Genomic DNA, 24,218 nt, shown 5'->3' with positions numbered 1-24,218 from the left:
TAGGAGATTATGGCAAAAAATATGTTTTCGTCCAAGGGGCGCAGAAGAGCTCTGGACGAAGAAGATAATGAGAAAAAAGGCTCATTTTTAGGAAAATTAAATAAACCGCTCTTCTCATCAAAAGGGAAACATAAAGAACACTTATCTATTCAAGGGGTTCAGATTAAGTCAGATCGTCAAGAAGACTTTGACGATGAGGAAAAGTCAACGGCAAAAGGGAGCTTCTTAACCAAGCTCAACAAGCCGCTCTTTTCTAAGAATAGTGGCAGTGATGATATGCCTGCTAAGTCTGGTAATCGTTCGCTCTTTGCTAAGAAAGGCAGTGGTGCGGCGAGCCAACCGGTCACTAGAATGCATGCACCTTACACTATGTTTGGTAAGCCAATCAAGGGCAATCTGATGGCCATTGACTTCACTGACGAATCAGTCTATCTGGTTGTTGCTAGACAGAAGCGCAATGAGTTGGAGATTATCAAGATGGCTTCTGCCAATCTGCCAGAAGGTGTTGTATTGAATAGTGAGATTATCGACCCGATTACTCTCAAAAATATTATCAGCGACCTGATGGAGCAGCATGCGATCACTGCTAAGTATGCTTTCTTTGCTCTGGGCAATACCAATATCATTGCCCGTTCGGTTGATGTGGCAGCTAGTGTGCAGAATGATGAGGATATTGAGGGCTTGGTATCTTACGAGCTTCAGCAATATCTGGATATTGATCCGACTTCTTATGTAATCCAGTTCCAAGAGCAAGAGTCTAATTCAGCCTTTCCGCTTGATGAAGATACTCGCTCACTCATGGTCTATGCTGTGCCAAAAGGTGTGGTAGAGCAATACTTGGGCTTGGCTAATAATCTGAAGCTGACACCCTATGTCTTTGACCTTCAGTCTAATACCTTTGAAAAATGGCTGGAACGCGTTCAGGCGGTTAACAATCGTGCCAAGAAGCTGACCAAGGAAAATGTCGGCATGGTACATCTGAGCAAGAGCTTCATCGGTGTTTATCTCTACTCAGAAGGCAAGTTTGTGACCAGTAACTATCTCAACCGTGGTTACAAGGACATCCTGAGCTATGCAGACGATGCTAGTCTTTTGCAGAAGCTTCCAGCAGTTGCTTCAGATGATCTGGACACAGGTCTCTTGAAGAGGGCCTTGGATGAGTGGGTGGCTGATGCTAAGAACCACATTCTCAATACTGAAAACTTCTTTAGTGGATCGACTGGTCTCAACATTGATAGTTTCTACGTCTTTGGTGACCAGGATATCTGCTGGCAGTTGGCATCTATTTTGAAGCAGAACATGAATCGGGAATTCATCTCGATTGATAACGTAGATTATGAGAATGTACTGTGGGAAGGTTCTGCCGAGTTTAATGCGGAGTTCATTCCGGCTACAGCCATGTTGATTAGGAGAGCAAACTAATGCGGAGAGATTTAAACTACTTTTCAAAATATCATGTGGCACCGGCTAAAACCAGTCCACTGAAACTTGCTGCTATTTCCGCTTTTGCTGGGATTGCAGCGATTATGATTGTGCTGATTGGCTTCTTCCAGTTTAGCGCTATGCACCTCCAGGGCGAGATTGACCGAGCGGAGCAGACACTTAAGAGTCCAGAGATGGCTCAAGAGCTGAAAGCTATCTCGGAGACAGAAGACAAGATTGTAACGGTCAAGAATGACGAACTTCTCTTTGGCAGCTTGGAAGGCGACTTCCGCCGCCTGCACCGAGTAAACAAAGCCTTTATGGACTTCCTCAATAAAAATGTGACACGGGACTTGGTCTTTGACGATATCAAGATTAATAACGACAGTGTAGAAATCAATGGCTCTGCCAAAGAGCAACTTTCCATCGCTAAGTTTGAAGAAGAGCTTCGTAAGTCTGAGAAATTTAACCATATTTTTGTGGATAAGATTACTCGCGAGGAAAAAGATAATAATTCAATTTATGAGTTTAACATTAAAATTTTGACGAAGGATGTAGATTTCAATGAAGAACAAAAATGAGAAAGAAAAGAAAAAACTCCTGAGTAATTTGAATGAGCGTGACAAGAAATTGTTGGCCTGTGTCGGAGGAGTAGCGGTACTTGCTGGTGGGGGATATCTAGTATCAAATTCATATACTCGGATGGCTCAGCTGAATGAAGAACACGCAACAATTATGACAGAGCTGGATGGCAAGAATGCCAAGATTAGTCAAAAGAAGTCTCTTACCAAGCAGCTCAAAACTCTGAATGCCAAGACTCTGGATCAAGCTAAAAAATACTATGGTACAACCAATCAAGGGGAGTTCATTTTCTTGATTGACAAATTGGTCAGAGAAAGCGGCATTAAATTCAAGTCTGTCAACTATACTGAAAGCAAAGAGTTGGAACTCCAGCAGGAGGGATTAGCTGCGACCTCATCTAATGGTCAAAACTCCAACTCTTCTGATACGACTGGCAGCTCAAGTTCCAGTGGAACATCATCGTCATCCAGTACGACCTCTAGCTCGTCTGGTACATCGTCCTCATCTAGCAGCAGCTCTTCATCAGATGCCAATACTGCAACGACAACTGCGGCTAGTACAGCGACTCCAGGAAACGGTAAGTACAACAATTCCAATATTACTCAGATGACAGCGGACATTGAATTCGAAGGAACTTATACGCAAGTTTTAAAACTCTTAGAATTAATCGATGGAAATCAACAAAAAATCGTTTCCAGCGAGCTAGAACTAGGTGAAAAGACAAGTTGGTCTTCTATCGAGGAGAATAGGAATCCAGAGCTAGCTACCGGTAAAATCAAACTGCGCTTCTATCAAGTAAAAGATGTTGAGCGCTATGTGACTCCAGAGAGCAATGTCGATAAGACCCCGATTCAGTTTGCTAACTGGGAGTCCCCGTTTGCTGCTCCAGCTTGGCAGAAACCCTTCATGAAAGTGGTATCGTCTAGTAACGGCACGGATGCGAGTGGGAACAATAGCACCTTGGGGGCCGCAACAACCAATACAACTAGCAGTGCGACTGCTAAAAACAATACAAATCTAGCTTCGTCTTATCTGGAGCAACTCAGCAATCTAGCTCCATCTTATCTGGAGCAACTCAGCAATCTGTCCAGTCAGAACAATGGTTTGTCAGCTTATTACAATTCATCAACAATCTATCGCTTCGAGTCACCTCTTAAGTTGACTCAGTCAGGTAGTAGCAATCAGTATGATGTGACGGTTGATAACACGGACTTCCTTGAGGGTTCAGGTTCAAACGTGGTTAAGATTCCAGCAACCAAGTCTTCTACCATGTATGAAATGGAATTTGCAGCACCGTATGTATCCTTGAACAATAAGCCTGATTCTATAAGCTTCTCTCTATCTCTGTCTAATCAATGGGCTGGTAAGATTGGCTTGATTGTCAAAAATGCCAGTGGTCAGAAGATTTATCTTCACGTCATTCGTCCCAACAGCTGGACTGGCTGGCGCGAAGTTAGCTTCGATCCTGAAAACATTCCAGGATTCAGCTATCCAATGACTATTGTGGGTTACTACTTTGAAACTCCGAGCGAAGAAAGCCCTGAAACGACTATGAAGCTGGACAACCTATCTGTGAATAACTTGGTAGTTAGCTAAAACACTTTGAAAAAATACCAAATAAGTCTATGGTTTAAAATTTCAAGAGCATGACTAAATTTTTTCTTAAAAAAATGCTAAAAACCAAGTTATTAGACTAGTATTCACGGTGCATTTATAGTAAACTAAAACATAGAGATATTTGAAGTATAATACAAGCAAACTCAGAATAGACGCCCGAGTCTATTTTGGGTTTTAATGGAGTTTATGGAAAAACAAAATCAAGACTGGTTTTGCATTGAAAAAGTTTAATATCATTTAGAAAGTGGGGGGTGTCGAAAATATTCAAATGGCATATTTTTTACCTTTTGGAGCAGGGCTTATAGCGCTGCATACGATTAGCATTTTATTTGTTTCTAGGATTTCATTAATAAAGCGCCTTTTTCTCGTAGTATGGGTCATGCTATTTGCGATTGGTGCTCCATTCCTCTTTCAACAAGTTCCCGGCATAGCCTTTGTTGGACTCTGTGCTTTGGCCTTGGCAGTCTATATGGTGCTGCTCTTTTCACAGGAGCTAGCTCCAGTCAAGAAGAGAGCAACTGCTTCAGCGCGAAGCAGAAGCCAGAAGCATACCAAGAGAACACGCAAGAAAGCAGAAGTGACGAGCGCAGGCTTGTCATCTGCTAGGGATTTGAACTTATCCAATGCTTCAACCGGTAGGATGAGAAAGGAAAGTAAAGAAAGGGTTCAGGCTGAGGAAAGTCCGACAAGGCAGAGGGTATCTGCTTCTGGTCGCACCCTAGCAGACCGTTCTATCAAAAAGGATATGACAAGATTTGAGAAAGTAAAACCTCTCTACCCTGTTGATAACTTGGCTACAGCTCCTGCCTTTGGAGAATATGAGCCAAACAGTCAGCTAGCGGCAGCTGAGGTCGGTATGGTGGGTATGGACCACAGCTCACAAAAGGCCAATGATGAATTTTTGCAGTCTCTGCTTCATCATCGCAAGGGCTCTACTAAGATTAAGGTGGCCAACTCTCTGATTCAGCCTACGGAAGCAAATGCAGCCGGCAATCAAGGCTATACAGATATAGATGATCCAGCCTTTGAGACAGCTGTTCTGTCTAAGATTAGACCGATGTCCTATACGGAGTCTAGCTATGGCAACTTCAGACCGCAAGCAGTTGAGGTGACAGGGGTTGTTTCTGAAGATGAGGAAGAATTCTTCACTGAGCAAGAACAAGCTCAGCAGCCAGTGGCAGAAGAAGTAGGAGGCAACAGCCTGGAAGATGTTTTTGCTGCTACGGGAGATATCAAGCCAGTTAGAGCAGAAGAGTCGAGAGCAGCAAACAGCTTAGAATCTCTCTTCTTTGCTGAGGAGAAAGCTGAGCCAGAGGCTCAGAGGGACTCAGTCTTCAGCCAAGCTAGTGCAGAGCCAGAGTTTTCTGCTTCTGAGGAGTCTATGGTTAGCCGTGATCGCGCTGATATTCAGGGTTATCAAGATATTCTCAGCCAGATTCAGCATGATTTGCTTGGGGCTGAAGAGGAAGATTTGACTGCTGAAGTGGCAGAAACTTGGGAGGAAGAAAGCAACTTCTCACCTGCAGCGGAATCGTTTGAGTTTGAAGAAGCAGTTGAACCAACTGTTGTTCAATCAGTTTCTGAAGACGCTGTTTGGACACAGGTTAGGCCTGTTCAAGAAGCAGTTGCAGATGAGACAGAAGAAGACTTGCTCAAGGGAATTGCTGACATCCTCAAAGCTGAGGAAGCGCAAGTCAAAGCTGCTCCGGTCGTTCCGGCTGCAGATGAGACAGAAGAAGATTTGCTTCAGAAAATCACTGACATCCTCAAGGCTGAGGAAGCAGCAGAAGCAAGTCCAGCTGCAGCAACTGCGGGAGATAAAGAGGTCTATTTCCAATTCCTTCTACTGGAAAGTCAGGAATTGTTGGCTTCTAATGCAGTTCTAGAAGCGACTAGCTACCTGCAGGAAATTGTGCAAGGAAGCTCAGATCAGAATCTTCGTCAAGAAGCGTTCAACATGCTGGACAAAATCGGGAAAAATTAATACTATATAAACATACAATTGATAGCAATCAATTAGAAGGGTTTTAGGGGAAATTATGAAAAGTTGTAAAACAATCACAGGGACCGTTGTCATTGAGATTGAAAAAGGGATGGGACTGGGTGAAGTCCATGAAGTCTTTGTTGACGAGGGGGTCAATCTGACTTTTGTCATTAAGTCAAAGCAGTCTGAACAGCCTTTTGCCTTGCTTTCTAGCAAGAACATCCAAGGTATCGGTGACTTCGCGGTCATGGTAGAAAACAGCTCAGTCTTTCAAGAGTTACAAGAAGCTGACCTGAAGGTCTTGAACGACAAACAGGGTAGTATCTTTGATGAAATCGTCATTACCATTGATGGAAACAAGGTGGGAACTGTTGTTGACTATCATATTGACGAAAAGAATGAAATTGGCTACTTGGTGGTCAATTCTGAAGATGCCAGCGAGGAAATTCAGATTCCTAAATCACGCATCTTGATGATTGGTAAAGAGTATATCATCCTCAATGATGAAAAAAAGACAGCTCCTCATCTTGAAGCAGATGTAGAGATGGGCCGTCTGGCTGCAGCAGATTTGCTCCATGAGACTGAAGCTGCAAAACCTGCTGAAAAAATTGAGGAAGTAGTCGCGGAAGCTCCTGTATTCGAGCCAGTTGTAGATGAAAAAGCAGATGTAACAGAAGAAGCTGCGACAGATTTGACAGAGGCCTTGGCTGCTGTAGGTCTGGGAGCTGCTGCTTCTGACTTGGAGTTTTCTGAAGCAGTCGTAGAGACAGCAGAAGAGCCAGAAGTTCAAGACTTGGTACAAGAAACAACAGCTCCAGCTCAAGAAGAAGTTGAAGAAACAGATGCAGCGCTGAGTCTGGATGCTGCTTTGGAAGAAGTATTGGCAGCTCCTGCTGAGGAAGTAGAATCAACAGTCAGCACAGCGCCAGTTGCTGAGGAAGACTCTGCAGCAAAGAAAGCTGTTAACGACTTTATCGATCAGCAAAAACGTCTTCTGGTAGGCAAAACACTGCAAAAAGACCTTATTAATGCAGATGGAGGAGTTATCCTGAATGCCGGAGATACTGTTTCTGATGACATCATTGATTTTCTTCGCCGTATCGACCGTAAATTCCTTATCCGCTTAGCTGAATGCGTAGTATAAGGTTGGGATGAGATTCATGTCAAGAAGAAAAAGAAAGGTTTCATCAAAATATCAAAAACTACTTCCAGCAGCGATACTTGCTGCCTTTCTGCTGGGTAGTTTATTTTATGTCATTTTTGTCTTTAATCCAACGATTGACCTGAGTATCAATGGCCGTCCCTCTATGAAGGTTCGCTCTCGGAGCGAAGCTGAGATTGAAGTTTACAGAGAACTGCCCTATAAGGCGACATTTCAGTTGTCTACGGGGCAACACTTCTCTGTAGATATGCGCTTTTTAGGACTGAGCTATTTCACAGAAGAAGAGCTCAAGCGGCTGGATAATATTTCAGCCAAGACAGTCTGGGATAAGTTTACACCGTTTTTCGATACCAAGGAAAATCTACAGATTTCCATCTATCCTAACCGTCTTTTTTGGCTTAGACCTTTAAACGATGTCTTAGCTGCCCACCCTGATGTTCTCAGTCAGCTTCCAACGACCAATCATCTGGTCATGGACGGTGAGTCTAATGTAAAGGTGGGAGACAAGTCTAATGGCTATAAGATTGACCCTGCTGCTTTTATCCAGGCATCTGAGGAGATTGCCAAGACTGGTAAATTTGATGATGTCAAGGTTGAGAGCACGCCTGTTGAAGCAGAAGATCAGAGTGAACTTCTGAGCCAATATACGCACTTTATAGAGCGTAAGGAAGTACCACTGCCGACCAACGCTGCCCAAGCTCAAAACATGAAGACAGCTTTTTACAAGTTGCAGAATGTTTACTTGGCTCCTGGCGAGACCAAGTCTATCTCAGAGTTGCTTGGCGCTTTGAATGCGGAGTCTGGCTACCTGCCAGTCAAGGACAAGGATAATAAAGAAGTTTACGGTCAGGGTGCTGAGCAGATTATAGATGCCATTCAGCAGCTCGCCTTTTCACGGACCAATGTTATTTCCTATCGAGGACAGTATTTCAACATCGGAACGCCGACTGAAGGTTTGACCGAATTGACCATTCAAAACAATACAGAAACAGATATGGTATTTTCATTAAGTTTGGAGGAGGGGCAAGTATCCATCATTCTGGCATCTAAGTGATACTCAAGGGAAGTCTAAGTTTGACACCGTCATCTGAGATTTTCAAAGAGTATAAAAAGGGAAAAATTATGATTGCAAGTTTAGTATTTATATTAGGTGTCGTATTTGGGAGCTTTTTCAATGTCGTCATCTACCGTGTTCCGCTGGAAAAGAGCATTGCCAAAGGTCGGTCTATGTGCCCGTCCTGCGGTCATGTCTTGACTTCGGTGGAGCTGATTCCGGTTGTGTCGATTATCATGCAGGGCTTTAAATGTAAGCACTGCAAGGAGCCGATTTCACCGCGCTATCTCATTGTGGAGCTCCTGACGGGTATGCTCTGGCTGGCCTCTTATCTGATCTTTCAAGATCAGGGGCCATGGATGGTTGTTTCAGCCTGTCTTTTGGTGTCGCTTTGTCTCATTATCGGTTATATTGATTTTGATACTCAGTACATCTCGGACTCGGTTCTGCTGGTCTTCTGGCTGGGCCGCATGGCTGTTGCGTTTTTTACCAATGAGTTCAATTGGGAACTGCTTTTTTCGCTGCTAGTCGGCGCTGGTCTCTACTCTCTCATTTATTTTGGGGCCAAGGCTTATTACAAGAAAGAAGCTTTCGGGATGGGAGATATTCTCTACCTAGCAGCCCTGAGCAGTTGGTTTAGCCCCTTGAATACGCTGATTTTGGGATATGGTTCTTTCTTTGTGGCTGGAGCGATTCTCTTAATCGCAACCATCTTTAAGAAATTCAAATTTAAGTTGAAAGAAGAAGTCCCTTTTGGTCCTGCTATGAGTATCATGGCGGTCATCCTATATTTCTGGGGAGGAATCTAGGAAACCAAAAGCGACATAGAAATGGATAGAAAAAATGTTTAGGAAGAAAAAAGTTATCATAGTATTAGCGACAGCTACTGTTCTTTCAGGCAGTGTACTGCCTGTCAGCCACCTAGCGGCAAATGAAAAGGCCAGTCTGGATCCGTCTTTAGTGCAGGTGTCAGATCAGTTTCAGGCCAAGAAAACAGGAGCAGTCGTCTTTTCAGAAGATGTAACAGTGCCAAGCACAGTGTCAGCCGATTTCATTGATAGTCGTCTGGCTGGCACACCGATGGCTGGATTGGGAAAAGCTTTCAAAAAAGCAGAGAAAGATCATGGAGTTAATGCAATTTTTCTCGTAGGGCTGGCTATTCACGAATCGGATTACGGCCGCAGTCAAATTGCTCAGGCCAAGCACAACTTGTTTGGTTTCATGGCTTATGACTCCAGTCCTTTTTCCAGTGCAGGAAATTTCGCAACATTTGACGATGGTATAGATACCGTTGCCCGCTATCTCAGCGAGCACTATCTCAAGCCTGGCGGTCAGTTCTACAATGGTAAGAGCATGGCTGCTATCAATGTAAGGTACGCATCTGACAAAACTTGGTCAAGCAAGATTATGATTCGTATTCGAAATTTTTTGAAAAAAGGTTAAGGAGGCTGGGACAATCATGTCTCAGCTTGCTTTATTATAGAAAGAATTTCTTTTGGTGAGGTGATTGACGGAGTTTTTGCTGCTCTCTGGGGCTCTAAAAATTCTTAATCATCTTCACGGGACTAAAAAATAAAAAAATTGCTTCTGCTACATCTACATCGTCTTTTATGGCGAAAAATGACTTAATTAGGGGATTTATGAAAAGAAAGTTTGACGTAAGCGATGTGTTAAAGGAAGCCTGGGGACTGACTGTTGATTACTTTTTTGTATGGACAGCAGGGCTTGCTATCATTCAACTGCCATTTTTTATTCTAGGGCTGTTAATTCTATTTTTTTCTCCATTGACTTCTACATTTCTTCCAAGTATAATTATGCTGGGATTTCTATGTTCTTTTGTGATTGCTTATATCCATAAGTTTTCCTTGACCATGGTTCGTAATCCGCAGATGGTGCGGCGAAACTTCTGGAGGGCTGTTGGCTACAGTATTTCTGATGGCTTTTTTGGGCGTTTGCTTTCTATGTCTATTTATGTCTTCATCTTTTTCTTGGCTATGTTACTTCTTTTAGTATACTCCTATAATGTCTTGATGTCAGATGCAAATTTTCAAGAGATTCTGGGAACTTGGCTTATTTGGGTCGCAAATAATCAAGAGAAAATGGCTAGCATGCTCTTCCTGGTTTTTTTAATAGCACCAATGTTTAACTTGGTATTCCATTTGTTTTACAGTTATTTTATCGTCTTTCACTTCTTCTTGTTGCCCTATATTATTCAGGATACCAACTCCTCTGATAACCTCTTGCGTCCTCTGTCTGCCTTTGGTAGCTTGGGCAAGTCTTTTTCTCGTATGAATGGTCAGAGGGGGCGTTACTTACTGGTAGAGCTTGTCTTAAAGCTTATTCCTGTAGTCTTGGGTCTAATAGAAGTTTTGAGTATACTTTTTGGCGATGGCGTATCTAATGTTGTGGGAATGATTGTTAGTATGATTAATGGCTTTTTACTGATTTATGCCTTGGCAGCCCGTTCGGTTATGGCCGACATCCTGATGTCTTATGATCGGGAAATAGTTAATTTTGGAGATTAATATTTATGAAAAAATTAGAAAGGGTTTTAGGATTTAGGATAATGAACGATGAATGATGTAAAAGTAACAAGGGTTTTCAGAGAAGCTTGGATTTTTGTTACAGAGTATTATTTTGTTTGGCTGAAAGGCCTTTTGCTGGTCGGAATCCCGCTTGCAGTGCTGGGCTGGTTTCTTTTTCCGCTGGTTTCGAGTTGGTCTTACCGGTCTATTTTAGTCTTGACCTGTTTGGCATTTATAATTGCCTTCGGTTTTGCTTATGTCAATAAATTTGCCTTGACAGTGATTCGAAATCCGCAGATGGTTAAGCTCTATTTTGGCTATGCGGTTTGGTACAGTATCTCGGATGGCTTGCTTACTCGCCTCTTTTATTCCTTCATTGTCAGTGCAGTCCAAGTCCTGATTCTGTACATGGGTTGGTCGGCAATTGGCATCAATCTTGGGGTGGCTAGTCTCTTTGCCTTTTATCGGAGGGCAGTAAGTCCAGAGGCCATTGTGATTTTCCAGTTTCTCTTTCCTTTCTTGTTCATGGTTTTTTACCTGCTCTTCACTTATCTGGTTGATTCACACTTCTTTTTGCTGTCTTATATCATTCAGGACACTAGCTCCAGGGACAATCTAGCCAAGCCGCTTTCTTTTTATGGCTGTTTGAGAAAGTCAGTCCTGCTGATGAAGGAGCGCAGGGGTCGTTATGTTCTGCTCAGCTTTTTTCTAGCTTCTTTTGGTGGGTTGATTGGCTTGGGTACTCATCTCCTGATGGATCTGATAAGGCAGTATATTGGTCCCTTGCTGGGGGAACTGGATGATTTACTTGGCTTGATTCAGATGATTCCTGTCCTAGTTTTCAGTAGCTTTTACTGTGTATTTGTTCTGGTTGTTCGGACAGTTTTTGCTGATACTCTGATGGAAAATGATGCAGAAGTGGTGGATTTTGGTGATTAATTTAGGAAGTAGCAAGACCAGACAATACTTGATAGAAACAAGAGGAAGGATATGAAATCAGTAACAAGAATCTTAATAACAGCTTTGGTGCTAACTGGGATTGGCTTTATTCCTCTCCCTTATGAATTAGAGACCGTGAGGCCGGCTTTGAATGCCAAAGACTTTGTCCAAGTTCAAGGAGGAACTGATAAAGGAAAAGGTAAAATCTATGTCATGGCTGTTGGTGTTTCCAAGGCCCGAGTGTTCAGTCTCTTTTTGACTCTGCTGCCTAATTACAGGCTGGAAACAGAGTATGTCTCTGTTCCTGAAAACTATTTCGATAAGGAGAAGGGACGGGAAGAGCGAGAGAACAGCACTATGGGATCTTCCCATCTCAATGCCTTGCAGGTGGCTTATCAGGCTGCTGGTCGTACAGTTGAGATTAGGCATAAAGAGATTTACGTAGGTGGCATCAGCAGCGAGACACCTCTGTCAAAGGAGTTGCAGAAAGGCGATGTGATTTTAAAGATTGACAATCAGACTTACACTAGCCCATACGACATCGTTGATCAGATGGAACAGCGGACAGTCGGCGATGTGGTATCAATTGAGTACAGCCGTAATGGTGTAATCGGTTTGGCTAGCGGTCCTGTGATTGTGGATGAGACAACTGGTAAGCCTGGTTTGGGAATCGAATTGGGTTCTAAAGCCAGTGTTGCCATGAATCCTCTGACGGAGTTTAAGAGCAACGGTGTAGCAGGTCCTTCTGGTGGACTCATGTTCAGTTTGGAGCTTTACAACCAGCTCGTGTCTGAAGATATTACTAAAGGAAAAACTATTGCTGGTACTGGAACGATTGACCACAAGGGAAATGTTGGCCGGATTGGCGGGATAGAGATGAAGGTCATGGCTGCAGATAAGGCAGGCGCTGAGATTTTCTTTGTTCCTGATGATACCATTGATGCCGATATTGCCCAGTACAATCCCAAGCTGCGCTCTAATTACCATGAGGCACTTCGTGCTTCTATCAAAATCAAGAGTAAAATGAAAATCGTCCCTGTCAAAACCTTCAACGAAGCTTTGAACTATCTCAGAGAGATGGAATAAGGGACTTTGCTACTCTTGAATAATCAAAAGAAACACAAGCCCCTGCTGGTTATTTATCTGGCAAGGGCTTTTATTATAGAATTTTTTCAAATAATTGCCACCTCAGCACATAAATACTTGCTTTCCAAATTGAAGTGTGATATATTTATAACATAAGGAGTGTTAAATATTTCTAACAAAACGAAAGGAGTCTATCATGAAAAAAAGTCAAAAAACGGGTGGCCTCATTGCGATGATTGCCGCAGCTCTCTTTATTGATTTTACTGTTTTATTTGGTTCTAATCTTAGTTGGGGGCCCAAGTTGATTATTGTTGGGATTTCAGTATTAGGTCAGATTGTAGCTATTTGGGGCTGGCTGCACATGAAACCATGGCCACCTAAGAGTCAGAAAGGTAAGGAAAAGACTATTTTTGACTTGTCTGCTAAGCTGTACACGATGCTTTTGTTTGCAGCAACCATTTTTTATACAGTAGGGATTTGGGTTGCGACCCCAAGTGAAGGATCCAGCGTTAAAGAATGGATTTTGGGAGTTGGCCTCGTTATTGAAGTGATTGTATTTGGTTTTTTCTCTTTGAAAAATGTCAAGGAAACTCCAGACGAACGCTTCTATGCTAATCTAGCTAAGGCAGCTAGCTTGATGTTTGTCTTTATACTAGGCGCACTGATGATCCTAGCAGTTATCATCGGATACATGGGTTCTTTCACTCTTTACATGGGCCAGATCTTTATTAGCATAGCTGCCTTGATTTGCATCTTTGCAGTTGTCTATCTTATCTTAGAACGGAGAGGATAACCATGGCCAAAGAAAGCAAGATTATCACCAATCTAAAATCCGTTCGCGAATCCATGGGCATGACCCAGCAGGAGCTAGCCGACCGCATCGGCATGAGGCGCGAGACAATTCTGCACTTGGAAAATAACCGCTACAATCCATCGCTGGAAATGGCTCTCAAAATTGCTCAAGTTTTTAATCTAAAAGTAGAAGACCTCTTTGAACTCAGACAGAAAGAGGAGGCATAATTCTTTTTGAGACCTAGTATTAAGTTTGTTGTTCAGCTAGGGATTGAAGCAAAAAGAAAAATCCTTTGAAACTTTGATTTCAAAGGATTTTCTTTATCTCAATTATTTAACCTCTGTAAGGAATACTTAAAATCTATTTTAGTTGTGATAAACCTTATTAAATCAAGGTTTATAAGCTATTGATTTGGATAAAACTGTTAAAGGTTGCCAAAAAGGTTGCCATGAATTTCATGAGGTTAGCTCCGCAATTTTATTTAGATAAATATCTACCGCTTGTGTTTGATTTTTAGGGGCAAGCTCGGCATATATGTCCATAGTAGTCTTGATAGACTTATGTCCCATACGAACCTGTAACTCTTTCCAATTCATACCAGCATTTAACATCATAGAAGCATGTGTATGACGGAACAAGTGAAAACCATAGTCAGGTAGATTAACTTCCTGTAATCGTCTTTTGAGTGTCGAACGTTCATTCCTATCGCACATATAGTTTCCGTAGATAGTTGGGAAAATCAACTTACTTTTTGAAAGACCGTTCTTCTTGAAATAAAGATTCATTTCATCATGGAAGTTTTGAAGTTGCTCAATAATTTGGTACGGAACAGCTATTTTTCTATTACCTGAATCAGATTTAGGAGTATTTTTACAAACAACCTTTCCTTTTAATCCTAACTTAGGTTTCGCATTTTTCCAAACAAGAGTTTTAGTGACTAATATTTCAGAACTTTCAAAATCAAGGTCATAGATAGTCAAAGCTAATAGCTCATTGATTCTCATTCCTGAAGCAAGTAGACTGTCGCAGATAACTTTAAATCGCCGATTAGCCCTAGTATTAGGTAAAGTATCAACGAAATTTAGCCAGATAGTTAAATCTTCATCATGAAGAACCATAATGCGTTTTTGATTGCTTTTAGGTTTTGGGGGAATTTTGATAGATTGAGCAGGATTATGCTTTAATTCAAAGTGTGTTATTCCAAAATCAAAAATATCACTTAATTTATGGGCAATAGCTCCAAAATCTTTAGCACAGCCTTTTTCAGCTCTTTTTATTCCAGAATCTACAGATTCTTTTGATTTTGTTGCAAGCTCATTAACCCAGTTTTGAATATCAGACGAAGTAACTTTATCAGGCTGATATTGCCCAAATTGGGGGAGGATATAGGTATCTAGATAGTTCCTCACTCGGTTTAGAGTGTTATCTGAGCTGACCCAAGTCTCGTAGTTGGAGAACCACAGTTCAGCTAAATCTGACAAGGTAGCAATGCTAAAAGTTTCTTTCCTTGTTGAACCACTTTCTTCAAAATCAATTTTAGCTTGAATAATTTTACGGTCTAAGGAGCGTAGGGTTTTAGCTGTTACGGTTGTTTTTACAGGTTTTCCAGTCTTTATATCTAAGCCTAGATAGATGCTCTTTGCTGAATAACTAATCTCGCCATTGTCCTTTACTTTCTTGAGGACGGTTTTTCCTTTATGGATAATTTTTTCTATATTCATTGCTGCTCTCTTCAATCAATCGAAGAATTGAAAAAAGCTAAAATAGATAGTATCTCACTTTCTTTTTTGATACTCCTATTTTAGCACATTTCACTTCTAGTTGTGGCTTAAAAACTCTAAAACAGTATCAATATGATAGTAAACGGTTCTAGTACCCTCAATAGGTGGTTCTAAACGTTTAAGACCTCTATTTTCCCATGACTTCAATGTATTTGGAGATATACTCAGTAGATCTAATAACTCTTTTTGAGTATAAATAATACCAGTTCTATTCTTTTCACTATTTAAATGTTTTAGTAGGTCAATAACAGTAAGAAGCATGAGTTCAATTTGCTTTAAATCAAAATTATTGCTAGACATACTATTCTCACTTTCTTTGGTAAATATAATTGAAATATGAGATAATAGCAGTAGGGGTAAGCTACTGCTTATCTCTCGCTAATCCGCAACATCACTTTTAGGCTTCTTGGCGGAATCTTTAGGAGTGATGTTGTTTTTTTGGTAAAAAATTTGAAAGGCATCTTCAAGAAAATCTTCAAAATTAAATTTCTCAAGTTCCCTACTAAATTTATTTAACCATAACCCTACGTCTGGGTTGGGGGTGTAGTTGGTCTCATACTCTTGAATGAGCCTGATGATGAAGTGATTGCGGGCTTGAGTGCCCCAGACTTTTTCAATTTTCGTTAGAAGAGGAAAGAGTCCACTACCCTTCATTAAATATGAAATGGTTGATAAAAGGTCATTGTTACGAGAGTTCAAAGATTCAAGCTCTGGGAAGATGCCAGCCCCTTTAAGTAAATCACTAGTGAATTGCAACGGTTGACCAGTCTCTGCATCATGGAAACAATATTTATCAATCATTTTGTTGACAATGAGTTTACTCAAATCTTGAGGGTTATCAATATCAAGAAGTAAGGTTAGTATTTGATTGCTATAAGTTCCTTTGTAAGAAGCTTCCATACGTACCCAAGAATTGCAATACTTAGTTAAGTGCATATAGCGACCTTGATTGTCTAATTGTTCCTGATACTTGTTATAGATACGCAGCAGAGCATTTACATTCTTTTTCTTGCTACCGATATACATCGTTTGCGCTTGACCATTTACTTCTTGAGCGCTGATGTTAGAAATATTTTTACGTCCCTTATGATTAGTAATGATATATCGCTTGTTTTTCAGCCCTTGATACAGGTCATTGACCGACATTGGATAATTAAAGTAATCAACAGCAAGGTCAATACGAGAAAGGCGCAAATCATAATAGTCAGTATATAGCAATTGTGCTATATTGTGGATGTCAACTGCTTCACTATAATAGTCTTGATAGGAGGCTTTATAGTGAGACAAAGCCGATGCAGAAAATTTCAGGATAATGCCCATCGTGAAATTCATCTCATGCCATGCAATGGCAAAATAATAGGGCAAATGTTGAAAGGTAAAGCCATTTGTATAGCCTGCTGGCGGGGTTTCCAGTGGAACATAATTTCCAAAGAGAACTGGGAGGGATAGCTTTTCTGCTACTGTTTCAGACAGCGATAAAGCAAATTGATACCAATTATCTGGGTATTCTCCCACAGTATCTTCTGTCGGTTTGATGACAAATGTAGCTTCATCGACACTGGTCATAATGACTGGGTTACGGTCGTTATCTTTTTGAAGATATTTTTCAATTTCATTTCTACAAATCATTTTATCTTCTTTCTATCCGCCTAAAGAGTTAAAGTTAACTGGGCGGTAAATATTGTTTTGGTTAACTATTTATTGTAATGTAGCAAAATTCCTATGCTTTTATTATTCTACAGTTTTAGGAGGTAGTCACCCTAAATAAAATGTTGTAGAATAACGTTGATATAACAACTCTTTAAGGCAATAGAGTATAGTTTCCCTAAAGTGGAATTTGCAAAGCTTTAAAAAACAAGGTCAAATGGAACGGGGGTCTTTACATGTCCCCCGTATAACAGCCAGCTAAAGCTGGCGAGACAGTAAGCCAGCGTTTCCGCCGCAAGGCTACCCCTCGGCAACTGTCTCATCAGAATAGAAATAGCGGTCTGAACGATTAACAGCTTCTCGAATCAGGTTTTCTAAAGGAAGCATGTTATAACTTGGTACAATGATGTGACGACTATCTTGCCCATCTATCTTCATGTATCCTACACCTCGAGGGTTGTTTCTCACAATGTTTTCTTTTTCATCTGAGAAGAGCATTGAGACAGTTTCCTTCGAGAGTTTGCCTAGTGCAATCACTGTACCTATCGAATCCCTTGATAGACCAAGTGAACTTTTATGAGCATCTTGCTGCGAAATAATCACATAGATTCTAAAGGAGCGTCCTAGCTGAATTAAGCGAGTATAGTCTTTAATTGCCTGCTCACGCTCCTTTTTGTCAAGGCTATTTTGCCACGCATTAAACTCATCAAAACAGATAACAACAAATTCTCGTGATTTATCAATTCCTTTTTGACGATTTTCTAAAATGTTCAAGCCAATTTTTAATATGTCTGATACAGAATCAAAACGCTTAAAAGTTTTGCAGTCATTTAAAAAGGCAAAGTCAGAATCAGCCTTATAGTCCGCAATAAGGAATGGGGATTTTGGGTAACTATGAGCAAAACGAGCTAAGAAAATTTTTGTCGCATAAGTTTTTCCAGAACCACTGGAACCTACCAATAGAGCATGGGGCACACGCTCCACGGGTATATCCCAAAAGAATGGAGCCCCGTAGTCATATAGGCTTGCATCAAGAAAACATTTCATGTATAGTGCCTTTCTAAATGTAGGAAAAAGACATTTGGAGATTAAGGTAATATTGTTTGTTATACCGTAAAATTTTTCCAAATTGAGTGTCAAATTGCAGTCTGTGTCCTTTGTCGGACCAGCTTTCATAGGTTGTAGATTCAGCTAGGTTTTTGCTAAACTGTGTTAAAAAGACTTGTTGGATATAGCTTTCTTCTTCTTCATCAACAGGCTTCTTAGATAGCATAATAGGAAAACTAACAAGGTAAGAACGATTGTCATTGCTACTTTGCAAAAATCGAATGTAGCGCCTATCTAAAAGAAGTTTTTGACCTGAAACAGTGGCGCTGTCTTCAATTACCTGCTCAATATCTGCTGTGATTGCTGGGAGGTTTAACTGAAGCATCTGAGCCTGTCTCTGCTTTTCGATAGTTTCACTAATCCTAAGAGCTAAATAAAGAAATCCAGTAAATAAGATAATTAGCCATGATATAAATGACATATAACAATTCCTTTCTATGGATAAGGGGAAATACTCCCCACTATCCATTAAACAAGTTCAATAAAAGCAGACTTAGCTTTTACTGAGAGTGCAGCACGATTCCCATTGGTATATGCAGTGATAGAAACATTCTCTAGAACAATTTCGACTTTTTCATCAAACAAAGTTGCAAAGTCAGATACATTAACCATATCAGCCTTGATATTTGTTTGATTGAACCGACCGTCTGGAGTTCGTACACCGATAGTTAATTGGGTTTGACCAGTGCTGAGACCAGAAGTAAAATCTTTTACTTCCGATGCGCCGATAAGACGACCTTGTATTGTTGTTTGTGTAGCTTCCACAGGCTACCTCTTTTCTAACCGTTTTATTAAATACATCAAAAAATTCACGGCTTTTCAAATTTATTGAAGGTATGTATTAGTGTGTGATAGCTATCTCACATTATTATTGTATAAAAACTAAAAAAATATGTTTACCTAAGAAATGCTATATTTTTGATATAATCTTTTTTGTTTAAAAATTAGGAAACTGTGGAATTTTTGATGAACTCATAACCCCTTGTAAATACTGGATTATAAAGACTATTATTTAGAGATTAAAAAAAACTATAATTTAGCATGATAGAGTTTAATCAAGCATCATTATTTTTTGAAAACGTTTTACCCTAAAAGCTTTCTCCCTTCTTGAAATCTCTATATTTTATGTGATAAAATAAGATACTTTAACTTTAGGAGATGTTTCTATGAAAAACAAAATTAAAATAGAAGAACGTATGTTAGTTACAGTGACTCTCAATTTGATGCACAAAATGCAAGATTTTCAAGATTTTAAGAAAGAACAAGGTATTAGCGGAGATTATGAAGCCAAAGTCGCTTATCTAGTAGAGCACTTGCACGTACATGAAAAAACGGCTGAAAATTTGTTGTCTGGAAAGGTCGTGTCTCATAATAACTATTTAGAAATTTTCCCCTCGTTTGATTCTGAATCAAATGGTGATAGGCAAACAAAATTAGAAAAATTTGCCGAAATAATCTCGAAAGAAATTGAGAACGGAGATGACAATACTGTCAAAGAGGTAAATAGGATACTTTCTGATAAGTTAGATAAGTTAGATTTAAAAAAAATAGTCAATGCGACATTTATCCAATCACTGGAAAAATCCAGTCAGTCTAGTTTAAAAATCCTAAAAAATACAAGTAAAAGGACAAAAACTTTGGATTATGCTTGGGTCATCTGGAATAGCTTTTTTTATGACTATATTTCTAAAAGAGATGATCAATATCAAATATTTACTAAATTTAATGTAATAGAAAAAGCAATGGACTACCTCCCTTTAATCGAAAAGATTTTTGAATCAGAAGAAAATCTAGAGGTATTTTGTCAAGTAGCTGAACGATTGGATTTGTTTAAGATAGTTGATGAATATGAGGATTGGGAGAATATGGAAAAGTTTATTAAATCGGTTCAATCACGAAATGGATTTGATAATTATATAGATATAAAATAAGCATGTAAAAAACCAAGTCGTTTTTCGACTTGGCTTATTTTATCTGTTTCAACAATATTCTGAGGGCTTTAATAGTAGGCTCTCTTTTTTCTTTTGGGAGATTTTCAATATCTTCAATGAGTTGCACAAATTCCTTGCCTTTATTCTGATTTTCAATATTGAAAAAGGTATTCACGTCAACTTCAAGTGCTTGCATGATTTTTTCAATGGTTTCTATTTTAACGTTTAACTGTTTATTTTCTAAACGGTAAATGTAATTGAAACCTAAATCAGCTTTTTCTGCTAGATATTCTTGAGTCATTCCATTCTTCAGTCTTAAATGTCTGATTTGTTTAGCAACAAACTCTCTTAAATTCATATTTTTAGTCATGATAGCACCTCTTAACTATCATACAAGTTTCTTTTAATTAGAATACCACCCATTAAAGACTGAATTTTTAAAAATAATATAATTCTAAAGACTGCAAATGTGATATAATATTTATAAAACAGTCTCTTGAGACTTATTTATTTAACAAAGGAGAACATTATGTCAAATTCTAAAACTCATGGTCATGGTACCATTAAGAAGTTACGCACGGGTGCTGTGGTATCTGTATTGGCTTTGTCGTCTGTATATGGGGTATCTACAACGGTAAGTGCTGACGAGGTAGGTACAGATGCTAAGGAGAGTATTGTTAAAACTGTAGAAAATCCTAATGCTAAGACTAATGCCCCTGTTGCTAAAGTAACAGAGCAGCAAGTAGCAGAAGCTAAGTCTCAAGCGGATACTGCTAATCAGGCTGTAGAGGTTCAACAAGGGGTAGTGACTCAAGCTCAATCTTCAGTAGATATGGCTGATAAAGTTGTTAATGACACTACAAATCAAATTAAAGAAGTAGAAACAGTTACACCTGCTAAGGTTGATGAAGCTAAACAGGCAGCTCAAACTAAATTAGATGAGCTTGCTAAGGCTGAGGACTCCGTTAAGTCTGCTGAACAGAGTCAGGCTGATACTGCTAAAAAGGTAGCAGACCAAACAACTGTTGTTAATCAGGCTGAAGCTGATGCTAATAAAACTGCAAGTGCTGTGGCTGATGCTCAGAAGAAGGTAGATAACCTTTCAAATTCATCAACTGATACCGCTAAACTGCAATCAGATGTGGATTCTCTTACTAAAAAGGTAGCTGACGACCAGAAATCCTTAGATACGGCTAAGCAATCTTTGGATACTGCTAAGTCTGCTGAAGCTAATAAAGCTAAGGCTATTGAAGATGCTAATAAAGTTGTAGGCGGTGCAACTCAGGTAGCAGAGTCTGCTAGACAGGCATTAGATGTTGCTAAATCCACTGAAGCTAATTCTACTAAGAAAGTAGAAGACGCTAAAAAAGTTCTTGATGTAGCTAAGGAAGGTACAACTAAACAGGTTCAGGTTGGTACTAAAACTGTAACAACTGGTGGTAAGGCAACTCTTAAGGAGGGTGTAGCTACTTCTGACTTTTTCCAAAGTAATGGGGTAGTAACCTCTGACGCTTACTTGAAGGCTATCAAAGCCTTAGCAGAGGGTAAAGGATTGCACTCCGCAGTTCGTAAAGCTATTGCTGATGGTCTGGAAGATTATCCAGGAAGCTCATTGGCTGATATTGCAGCGCCAGACTTGACATCGTTCCGTAGTTGGAAAGAGAACTACGACCCACAATTCTCAAATACTGACAAGACTACTAAGGTGTCTGTCCATGACCTTACCGATGAGCAGTTGACTGATTTGGCTCTGTTCTATACTGCATTGGTTAACGATTTGCGCTCAAAAGTGGGTACAGAACCTCTGAAAGTAACTACAGAAAGTGTAGCAGTTACTAAAGATGCAATCCGTAAGTTGTTCAACGATTCATTCCCTGAATACAAGGATATGAACGAACAACAGCTTCGTGCTAATGGATTCTGGGGACCTGAGTCTATTAAGGGTGTAACTAACTCTGGGACAAAAGTGGAATATCTTGAAAAAGCTCAGGGTAGAGGTAAGTTGTTGTCAACTCCACTTGCAAACCAAATTCAGTACGCTAACAACAATGGTGCGTTCCAGACTATGGCTGACCTTAAGGCTAATATCTTGGGCTTTGTAGGTAAGATGCTTTACACTCCTACAGGTACAGGTTCTGTTGTAAACACTGCAGGTCGTCATGAGACTCTTTTTAACTCTGCTTTAAGTATTCTTGGTCTTAATAACAAGTATAACTCAGTAGGTCTGGAGTTTGACTTCTACACTGTATTCAACGGCTTGGGGTATACAGCGCCAGGTACTTACGCTCTGATGCTTAATACTGATGGTAAGGCTATTGAAAACCCTTATCAGACTACTACTGGCGGAAAAACAACAACTACACCTATCTTTGAAACAAAGACTGTAGTTGACCCACAAGCAGTAGCAAATGCACAAAAGGCGTATGATGAGGCTGTTAAGGCTGATGAGACTGCTAAAGCAGAACTTGATTCTGCACAGTCTGCTTATGACACTGCTAATCAGGCTCTCGAAGCGTCTAAGAAGAGTCTATCTGACCTTACTAATGGTACAGTAGATATTCCAGCTCTTGAAAAGGCTATTGTAGACGCTCAAGCACAGTTGGATGCTGATAAGGTATCTCTTCAATCTGCTAAAGAAACTCTTGCAGTAGCTAAAGCTAGTGCGGTAGATAAAACTAATGCATTGGCAAGAGCTCAGGCTGAGCTTATCAAAGCTAAATCTGCTAACAAAAAGGCTCAAGCTGAAGTAGTTAAGGCTAACGAAGAGCTTGAAGTCCTTACTAAAGCTAATGAAGTAGCGAAACTTGCTTTGGCAAATACTATTGCTGAACGTGATAAAGCTAAAACATCTTCTGATGAAGCTAAGTCTAAAGCAGATGCTCTTGAAAAAGCACTTGTAAACGCTCCCCTTGTTCTTAAGGAGTTGAATACTAAACTTGCTGATGCGCAAGCTAAGGCAGGGGTAGTCCGTGCTGAGCTGGAAACTGCTAAAGAAGCACTTTCTAAGTTGCAGGCAACAGCTAAAGAAAAGGTTGCTAAGTACAATGAATTAGTTAAACTTAAAGATGAACAAGACAAGGCTGAAGCTGATGCTAAACGTTTGCAAGATTTGAAAAATAAGGCTAATGAAATCCGTAAAAACGGTGGTCAACCTAAAGAAGTTCTTGATGCTAAAGGTAATGTTGTAGATGTTGTTGATGCAGCGGTTAAAGAAGTGCCTACTAACTCTAAAGTAGTTCCTGTAACTTATTCAAGGGTTGAAAGAAGCAAGCAACTACCAAACACAGGCTCAAGAGAATCTATGTTCGGTTTACTAGGACTTAGCCTGCTAGTAGGTCTAGGATTGGGATATAAAGGAAAACATAGAAGGAGATAGGAAAATGGCAGAAGTAACAACAATAGTATATCGTCTAGGTAGTCAATATGACGAAAAAATGTCTGCAATTAGCGTCTTTGATGCTCACTTATTCCATGCAAAGTGTCATGGTGATAAAGTATTATTCACTGTGCCAACACAAAATAATACAAAAGTTGGGAAAAAAGTTGAAAAAATCGATAATATCATCCTTACTTTGAAAGACGGTTCAAAATCTTTATTTGCAGAAGTAGATGCGCATGGAGTTTTTCCTGAGAAAGTCAAAGATGGATATATTTATACACTTCCATCCCAGTGGAATGTTTTCGAAGAGATAGAACAAGGTTATACTTGGTTTGCTTTAAAAGGGGTAAGAGAAATATCGGAAGAAGAACAAAATTCCTATAAAAGTACGAACGAAAGGAAATATCCACTTTTACAAAGTATATCTGGCGCTTCGTGTCGTATTTATGTAACTGAAAAATAGAATAAGATTCAAAAATCTTCTTACATGGTGTAGGAAGATTTTTATATTCCACAAATGATTGAAAAGACTATGCTATTTCACTCATTTTTAGGAATGAAAAAAAGCCCTAGGAATCTTCTAGGACTTCTCATTCTTCAATTGTTGACTTTCTTTTTTATTTCAAAAAAGGTTGCCAAAAAGGTTGCCATGGAACTGATTTCAAATGATTTGTACTGAAATTCAAAATTTCAAAAATCGCATGGAATCAGGGTTTTCAGTATGTACTGAAATGTAATGAAACCTTATTTAACTTCTGTAAACACAACGTGCTTGCGAAGTTTTGGTGAGTATTTCTTCAATTGAAGACGGTCTGGTGTGTTACGTTTGTTCTTAGAAGTAAGGTACAAGCGTTCACCAGATTCTTTGTGTTCAAGTGTGATATTTACGCGCATGGTAGCTCCCTTCTATTATTCTGCTGCAGCAGCTTTGGCAATCTTACGGCCCTTGTAGTATCCTTTAAGGGATACACGGTGAGAGCGTGAGTAATCACCAGTAGTTTCGTCAAAAGTTACAGTTGGAGCTGTCACTTTGTAGTGAGTGCGGCGTTTGTTTTTCTTCGCTTTGGAAGTGCGACGTGCAGGTACTGCCATTGTTTGTTTCTCCTTTTAGTTTATGAATTCGATTCAATTTGATGATTTTCATCAACTTTAACAGTATAACAAAACTTTTTTGTAAAGTAAAGTTACTTGACAGATTTTTTTAAATCT

General features: G+C 39.8%; 25 protein-coding genes. 16 read left to right on the top strand and 9 right to left on the bottom strand.

The genetic code is table 11. From position 1 onward, the window contains the following. Positions 1-9 precede the first annotated feature (9 nt). From pilM to J1C91_RS11385, 13 genes are all read left to right on the top strand, one after another. Positions 10-1,422 carry a pilus assembly protein PilM gene (pilM, locus tag J1C91_RS11445; RefSeq protein WP_125348701.1) on the top strand — a complete coding sequence of 471 codons (1,413 nt, stop codon included), beginning with the start codon at positions 10-12 and terminating at the stop codon, positions 1,420-1,422. Beyond that, positions 1,422-2,003 carry a PilN domain-containing protein gene (locus J1C91_RS11440; RefSeq protein ID WP_125439366.1) on the top strand — a complete coding sequence of 194 codons (582 nt, stop codon included), beginning with the start codon at positions 1,422-1,424 and terminating at the stop codon, positions 2,001-2,003. Before pilM ends, J1C91_RS11440 begins: the two co-directional genes overlap by 1 nt. Further along, positions 1,987-3,600 (top strand): hypothetical protein, encoded by a 1,614-nt coding sequence (locus J1C91_RS11435; protein WP_125348697.1) that lies wholly within the window; start codon positions 1,987-1,989, stop codon positions 3,598-3,600. Before J1C91_RS11440 ends, J1C91_RS11435 begins: the two co-directional genes overlap by 17 nt. A gap of 289 nt (positions 3,601-3,889) precedes the next feature. After that, complete coding sequence (locus tag J1C91_RS11430) at positions 3,890-5,605, top strand: SSA_2305 family type IV pilus system protein (protein WP_427151637.1); 1,716 nt, start codon at positions 3,890-3,892, stop codon at positions 5,603-5,605. Positions 5,606-5,660: 55 nt separating this feature from the next. After that, on the top strand, positions 5,661-6,749 hold the full coding sequence (locus J1C91_RS11425; RefSeq protein ID WP_125439362.1) for a hypothetical protein: 1,089 nt from the start codon (positions 5,661-5,663) through the stop codon (positions 6,747-6,749). A gap of 7 nt (positions 6,750-6,756) precedes the next feature. Then, positions 6,757-7,821: a VanW family protein gene (locus tag J1C91_RS11420; protein WP_125439360.1), complete on the top strand. Its 1,065-nt coding sequence runs from the start codon at positions 6,757-6,759 to the stop codon at positions 7,819-7,821. Further along, on the top strand, positions 7,818-8,630 hold the full coding sequence (locus J1C91_RS11415) for a prepilin peptidase (protein WP_185761351.1): 813 nt from the start codon (positions 7,818-7,820) through the stop codon (positions 8,628-8,630). The genes J1C91_RS11420 and J1C91_RS11415 overlap by 4 nt, the downstream gene beginning before the upstream one ends. A gap of 34 nt (positions 8,631-8,664) precedes the next feature. After that, on the top strand, positions 8,665-9,264 hold the full coding sequence (locus J1C91_RS11410) for a glucosaminidase domain-containing protein (protein ID WP_125439356.1): 600 nt from the start codon (positions 8,665-8,667) through the stop codon (positions 9,262-9,264). Between the two features lie 167 nt (positions 9,265-9,431). Next, positions 9,432-10,346: a hypothetical protein gene (locus J1C91_RS11405; protein WP_125439354.1), complete on the top strand. Its 915-nt coding sequence runs from the start codon at positions 9,432-9,434 to the stop codon at positions 10,344-10,346. 48 nt (positions 10,347-10,394) lie between these two features. After that, positions 10,395-11,285: a hypothetical protein gene (locus tag J1C91_RS11400; protein ID WP_002894163.1), complete on the top strand. Its 891-nt coding sequence runs from the start codon at positions 10,395-10,397 to the stop codon at positions 11,283-11,285. A gap of 51 nt (positions 11,286-11,336) precedes the next feature. Continuing rightward, positions 11,337-12,371, top strand: coding sequence for a SepM family pheromone-processing serine protease (locus tag J1C91_RS11395; RefSeq protein ID WP_002899613.1), 1,035 nt, complete (start codon positions 11,337-11,339; stop codon positions 12,369-12,371). A gap of 196 nt (positions 12,372-12,567) precedes the next feature. Then, complete coding sequence (locus tag J1C91_RS11390; protein WP_125439352.1) at positions 12,568-13,164, top strand: DUF3796 domain-containing protein; 597 nt, start codon at positions 12,568-12,570, stop codon at positions 13,162-13,164. A 2-nt stretch (positions 13,165-13,166) separates the two neighbouring features. Next, on the top strand, positions 13,167-13,391 hold the full coding sequence (locus tag J1C91_RS11385; protein ID WP_002894155.1) for a helix-turn-helix transcriptional regulator: 225 nt from the start codon (positions 13,167-13,169) through the stop codon (positions 13,389-13,391). Positions 13,392-13,619: 228 nt separating this feature from the next. Here J1C91_RS11385 and J1C91_RS11380 read toward each other — a convergent pair whose 3' ends face one another. From J1C91_RS11380 to J1C91_RS11355, 6 genes are all read right to left on the bottom strand, one after another. Next, on the bottom strand, positions 13,620-14,885 hold the full coding sequence (locus tag J1C91_RS11380) for a tyrosine-type recombinase/integrase (RefSeq protein WP_125439350.1): 1,266 nt from the start codon (positions 14,883-14,885) through the stop codon (positions 13,620-13,622). A gap of 96 nt (positions 14,886-14,981) precedes the next feature. Further along, positions 14,982-15,245: a MerR family transcriptional regulator gene (locus J1C91_RS11375; RefSeq protein WP_000097742.1), complete on the bottom strand. Its 264-nt coding sequence runs from the start codon at positions 15,243-15,245 to the stop codon at positions 14,982-14,984. A gap of 78 nt (positions 15,246-15,323) precedes the next feature. Then, the gene (locus J1C91_RS11370) at positions 15,324-16,574 is read right to left on the bottom strand and encodes a replication initiation factor domain-containing protein (protein WP_125439348.1); all 1,251 of its coding nucleotides are present in this window, start codon (positions 16,572-16,574) and stop codon (positions 15,324-15,326) included. A gap of 318 nt (positions 16,575-16,892) precedes the next feature. Next, positions 16,893-17,639 (bottom strand): type IV secretory system conjugative DNA transfer family protein, encoded by a 747-nt coding sequence (locus tag J1C91_RS11365; protein ID WP_125439346.1) that lies wholly within the window; start codon positions 17,637-17,639, stop codon positions 16,893-16,895. Positions 17,640-17,652: 13 nt separating this feature from the next. After that, entirely contained in the window at positions 17,653-18,120 is a 468-nt protein-coding gene (locus J1C91_RS11360) for an RNA-binding protein (RefSeq protein WP_260469037.1), read from the bottom strand. A gap of 47 nt (positions 18,121-18,167) precedes the next feature. Next, positions 18,168-18,464: a hypothetical protein gene (locus J1C91_RS11355; protein WP_021002216.1), complete on the bottom strand. Its 297-nt coding sequence runs from the start codon at positions 18,462-18,464 to the stop codon at positions 18,168-18,170. 401 nt (positions 18,465-18,865) lie between these two features. Here J1C91_RS11355 and J1C91_RS11350 point away from each other — a divergent pair, with 401 nt between their 5' ends. Further along, complete coding sequence (locus J1C91_RS11350) at positions 18,866-19,630, top strand: hypothetical protein (RefSeq protein ID WP_125439342.1); 765 nt, start codon at positions 18,866-18,868, stop codon at positions 19,628-19,630. 34 nt (positions 19,631-19,664) lie between these two features. On the opposite strand, the gene J1C91_RS11345 is transcribed toward J1C91_RS11350, so the two are convergent. After that, positions 19,665-20,000 carry a helix-turn-helix domain-containing protein gene (locus tag J1C91_RS11345; RefSeq protein WP_000164875.1) on the bottom strand — a complete coding sequence of 112 codons (336 nt, stop codon included), beginning with the start codon at positions 19,998-20,000 and terminating at the stop codon, positions 19,665-19,667. Positions 20,001-20,159: 159 nt separating this feature from the next. Between J1C91_RS11345 and J1C91_RS11340 the strand changes: the two genes are divergently transcribed. After that, positions 20,160-23,006 carry an SEC10/PgrA surface exclusion domain-containing protein gene (locus J1C91_RS11340; protein ID WP_125439340.1) on the top strand — a complete coding sequence of 949 codons (2,847 nt, stop codon included), beginning with the start codon at positions 20,160-20,162 and terminating at the stop codon, positions 23,004-23,006. A 4-nt stretch (positions 23,007-23,010) separates the two neighbouring features. After that, positions 23,011-23,472 carry a hypothetical protein gene (locus J1C91_RS11335; RefSeq protein ID WP_125439338.1) on the top strand — a complete coding sequence of 154 codons (462 nt, stop codon included), beginning with the start codon at positions 23,011-23,013 and terminating at the stop codon, positions 23,470-23,472. A gap of 281 nt (positions 23,473-23,753) precedes the next feature. Here the strand turns inward: J1C91_RS11335 and rpmG are convergent, their stop codons facing one another. Together rpmG and rpmF are read right to left on the bottom strand one after the other, a co-directional pair. Continuing rightward, positions 23,754-23,903, bottom strand: coding sequence for a 50S ribosomal protein L33 (gene rpmG, locus J1C91_RS11330; RefSeq protein ID WP_001265622.1), 150 nt, complete (start codon positions 23,901-23,903; stop codon positions 23,754-23,756). A 15-nt stretch (positions 23,904-23,918) separates the two neighbouring features. Continuing rightward, a complete protein-coding gene (gene rpmF, locus J1C91_RS11325; RefSeq protein ID WP_002894148.1) occupies positions 23,919-24,101 on the bottom strand; it encodes a 50S ribosomal protein L32 in 183 nt (60 codons plus the stop codon). Between the last annotated feature and the right edge of the window lie 117 nt (positions 24,102-24,218).

The sequence above is a fragment of the Streptococcus sanguinis genome, assembly GCF_050222175.1.
GTDB classification, from domain to species: domain Bacteria; phylum Bacillota; class Bacilli; order Lactobacillales; family Streptococcaceae; genus Streptococcus; species Streptococcus sanguinis_M.
The sequence above is the reverse complement of the archived record's forward strand: the minus strand, read 5'-3'. Positions and strand labels throughout refer to the sequence as shown.

Coding starts and splice junctions, on each gene's coding strand:
- pilM (WP_125348701.1), top strand. CDS start 10: ATGGCAAAAAATATGTTTTCGTCCAAGGGGCGCAGAAGAGCTCTGGAC.
- J1C91_RS11440 (WP_125439366.1), top strand. CDS start 1,422: ATGCGGAGAGATTTAAACTACTTTTCAAAATATCATGTGGCACCGGCT.
- J1C91_RS11435 (WP_125348697.1), top strand. CDS start 1,987: ATGAAGAACAAAAATGAGAAAGAAAAGAAAAAACTCCTGAGTAATTTG.
- J1C91_RS11430 (WP_427151637.1), top strand. CDS start 3,890: ATGGCATATTTTTTACCTTTTGGAGCAGGGCTTATAGCGCTGCATACG.
- J1C91_RS11425 (WP_125439362.1), top strand. CDS start 5,661: ATGAAAAGTTGTAAAACAATCACAGGGACCGTTGTCATTGAGATTGAA.
- J1C91_RS11420 (WP_125439360.1), top strand. CDS start 6,757: ATGAGATTCATGTCAAGAAGAAAAAGAAAGGTTTCATCAAAATATCAA.
- J1C91_RS11410 (WP_125439356.1), top strand. CDS start 8,665: ATGTTTAGGAAGAAAAAAGTTATCATAGTATTAGCGACAGCTACTGTT.
- J1C91_RS11405 (WP_125439354.1), top strand. CDS start 9,432: ATGGCGAAAAATGACTTAATTAGGGGATTTATGAAAAGAAAGTTTGAC.
- J1C91_RS11400 (WP_002894163.1), top strand. CDS start 10,395: ATGAATGATGTAAAAGTAACAAGGGTTTTCAGAGAAGCTTGGATTTTT.
- J1C91_RS11395 (WP_002899613.1), top strand. CDS start 11,337: ATGAAATCAGTAACAAGAATCTTAATAACAGCTTTGGTGCTAACTGGG.
- J1C91_RS11390 (WP_125439352.1), top strand. CDS start 12,568: ATGAAAAAAAGTCAAAAAACGGGTGGCCTCATTGCGATGATTGCCGCA.
- J1C91_RS11385 (WP_002894155.1), top strand. CDS start 13,167: ATGGCCAAAGAAAGCAAGATTATCACCAATCTAAAATCCGTTCGCGAA.
- J1C91_RS11380 (WP_125439350.1), bottom strand. CDS start 14,885: ATGAATATAGAAAAAATTATCCATAAAGGAAAAACCGTCCTCAAGAAA.
- J1C91_RS11375 (WP_000097742.1), bottom strand. CDS start 15,245: ATGTCTAGCAATAATTTTGATTTAAAGCAAATTGAACTCATGCTTCTT.
- J1C91_RS11370 (WP_125439348.1), bottom strand. CDS start 16,574: ATGATTTGTAGAAATGAAATTGAAAAATATCTTCAAAAAGATAACGAC.
- J1C91_RS11365 (WP_125439346.1), bottom strand. CDS start 17,639: ATGAAATGTTTTCTTGATGCAAGCCTATATGACTACGGGGCTCCATTC.
- J1C91_RS11360 (WP_260469037.1), bottom strand. CDS start 18,120: ATGTCATTTATATCATGGCTAATTATCTTATTTACTGGATTTCTTTAT.
- J1C91_RS11350 (WP_125439342.1), top strand. CDS start 18,866: ATGAAAAACAAAATTAAAATAGAAGAACGTATGTTAGTTACAGTGACT.
- J1C91_RS11345 (WP_000164875.1), bottom strand. CDS start 20,000: ATGACTAAAAATATGAATTTAAGAGAGTTTGTTGCTAAACAAATCAGA.
- J1C91_RS11340 (WP_125439340.1), top strand. CDS start 20,160: ATGTCAAATTCTAAAACTCATGGTCATGGTACCATTAAGAAGTTACGC.
- J1C91_RS11335 (WP_125439338.1), top strand. CDS start 23,011: ATGGCAGAAGTAACAACAATAGTATATCGTCTAGGTAGTCAATATGAC.
- rpmG (WP_001265622.1), bottom strand. CDS start 23,903: ATGCGCGTAAATATCACACTTGAACACAAAGAATCTGGTGAACGCTTG.
- rpmF (WP_002894148.1), bottom strand. CDS start 24,101: ATGGCAGTACCTGCACGTCGCACTTCCAAAGCGAAGAAAAACAAACGC.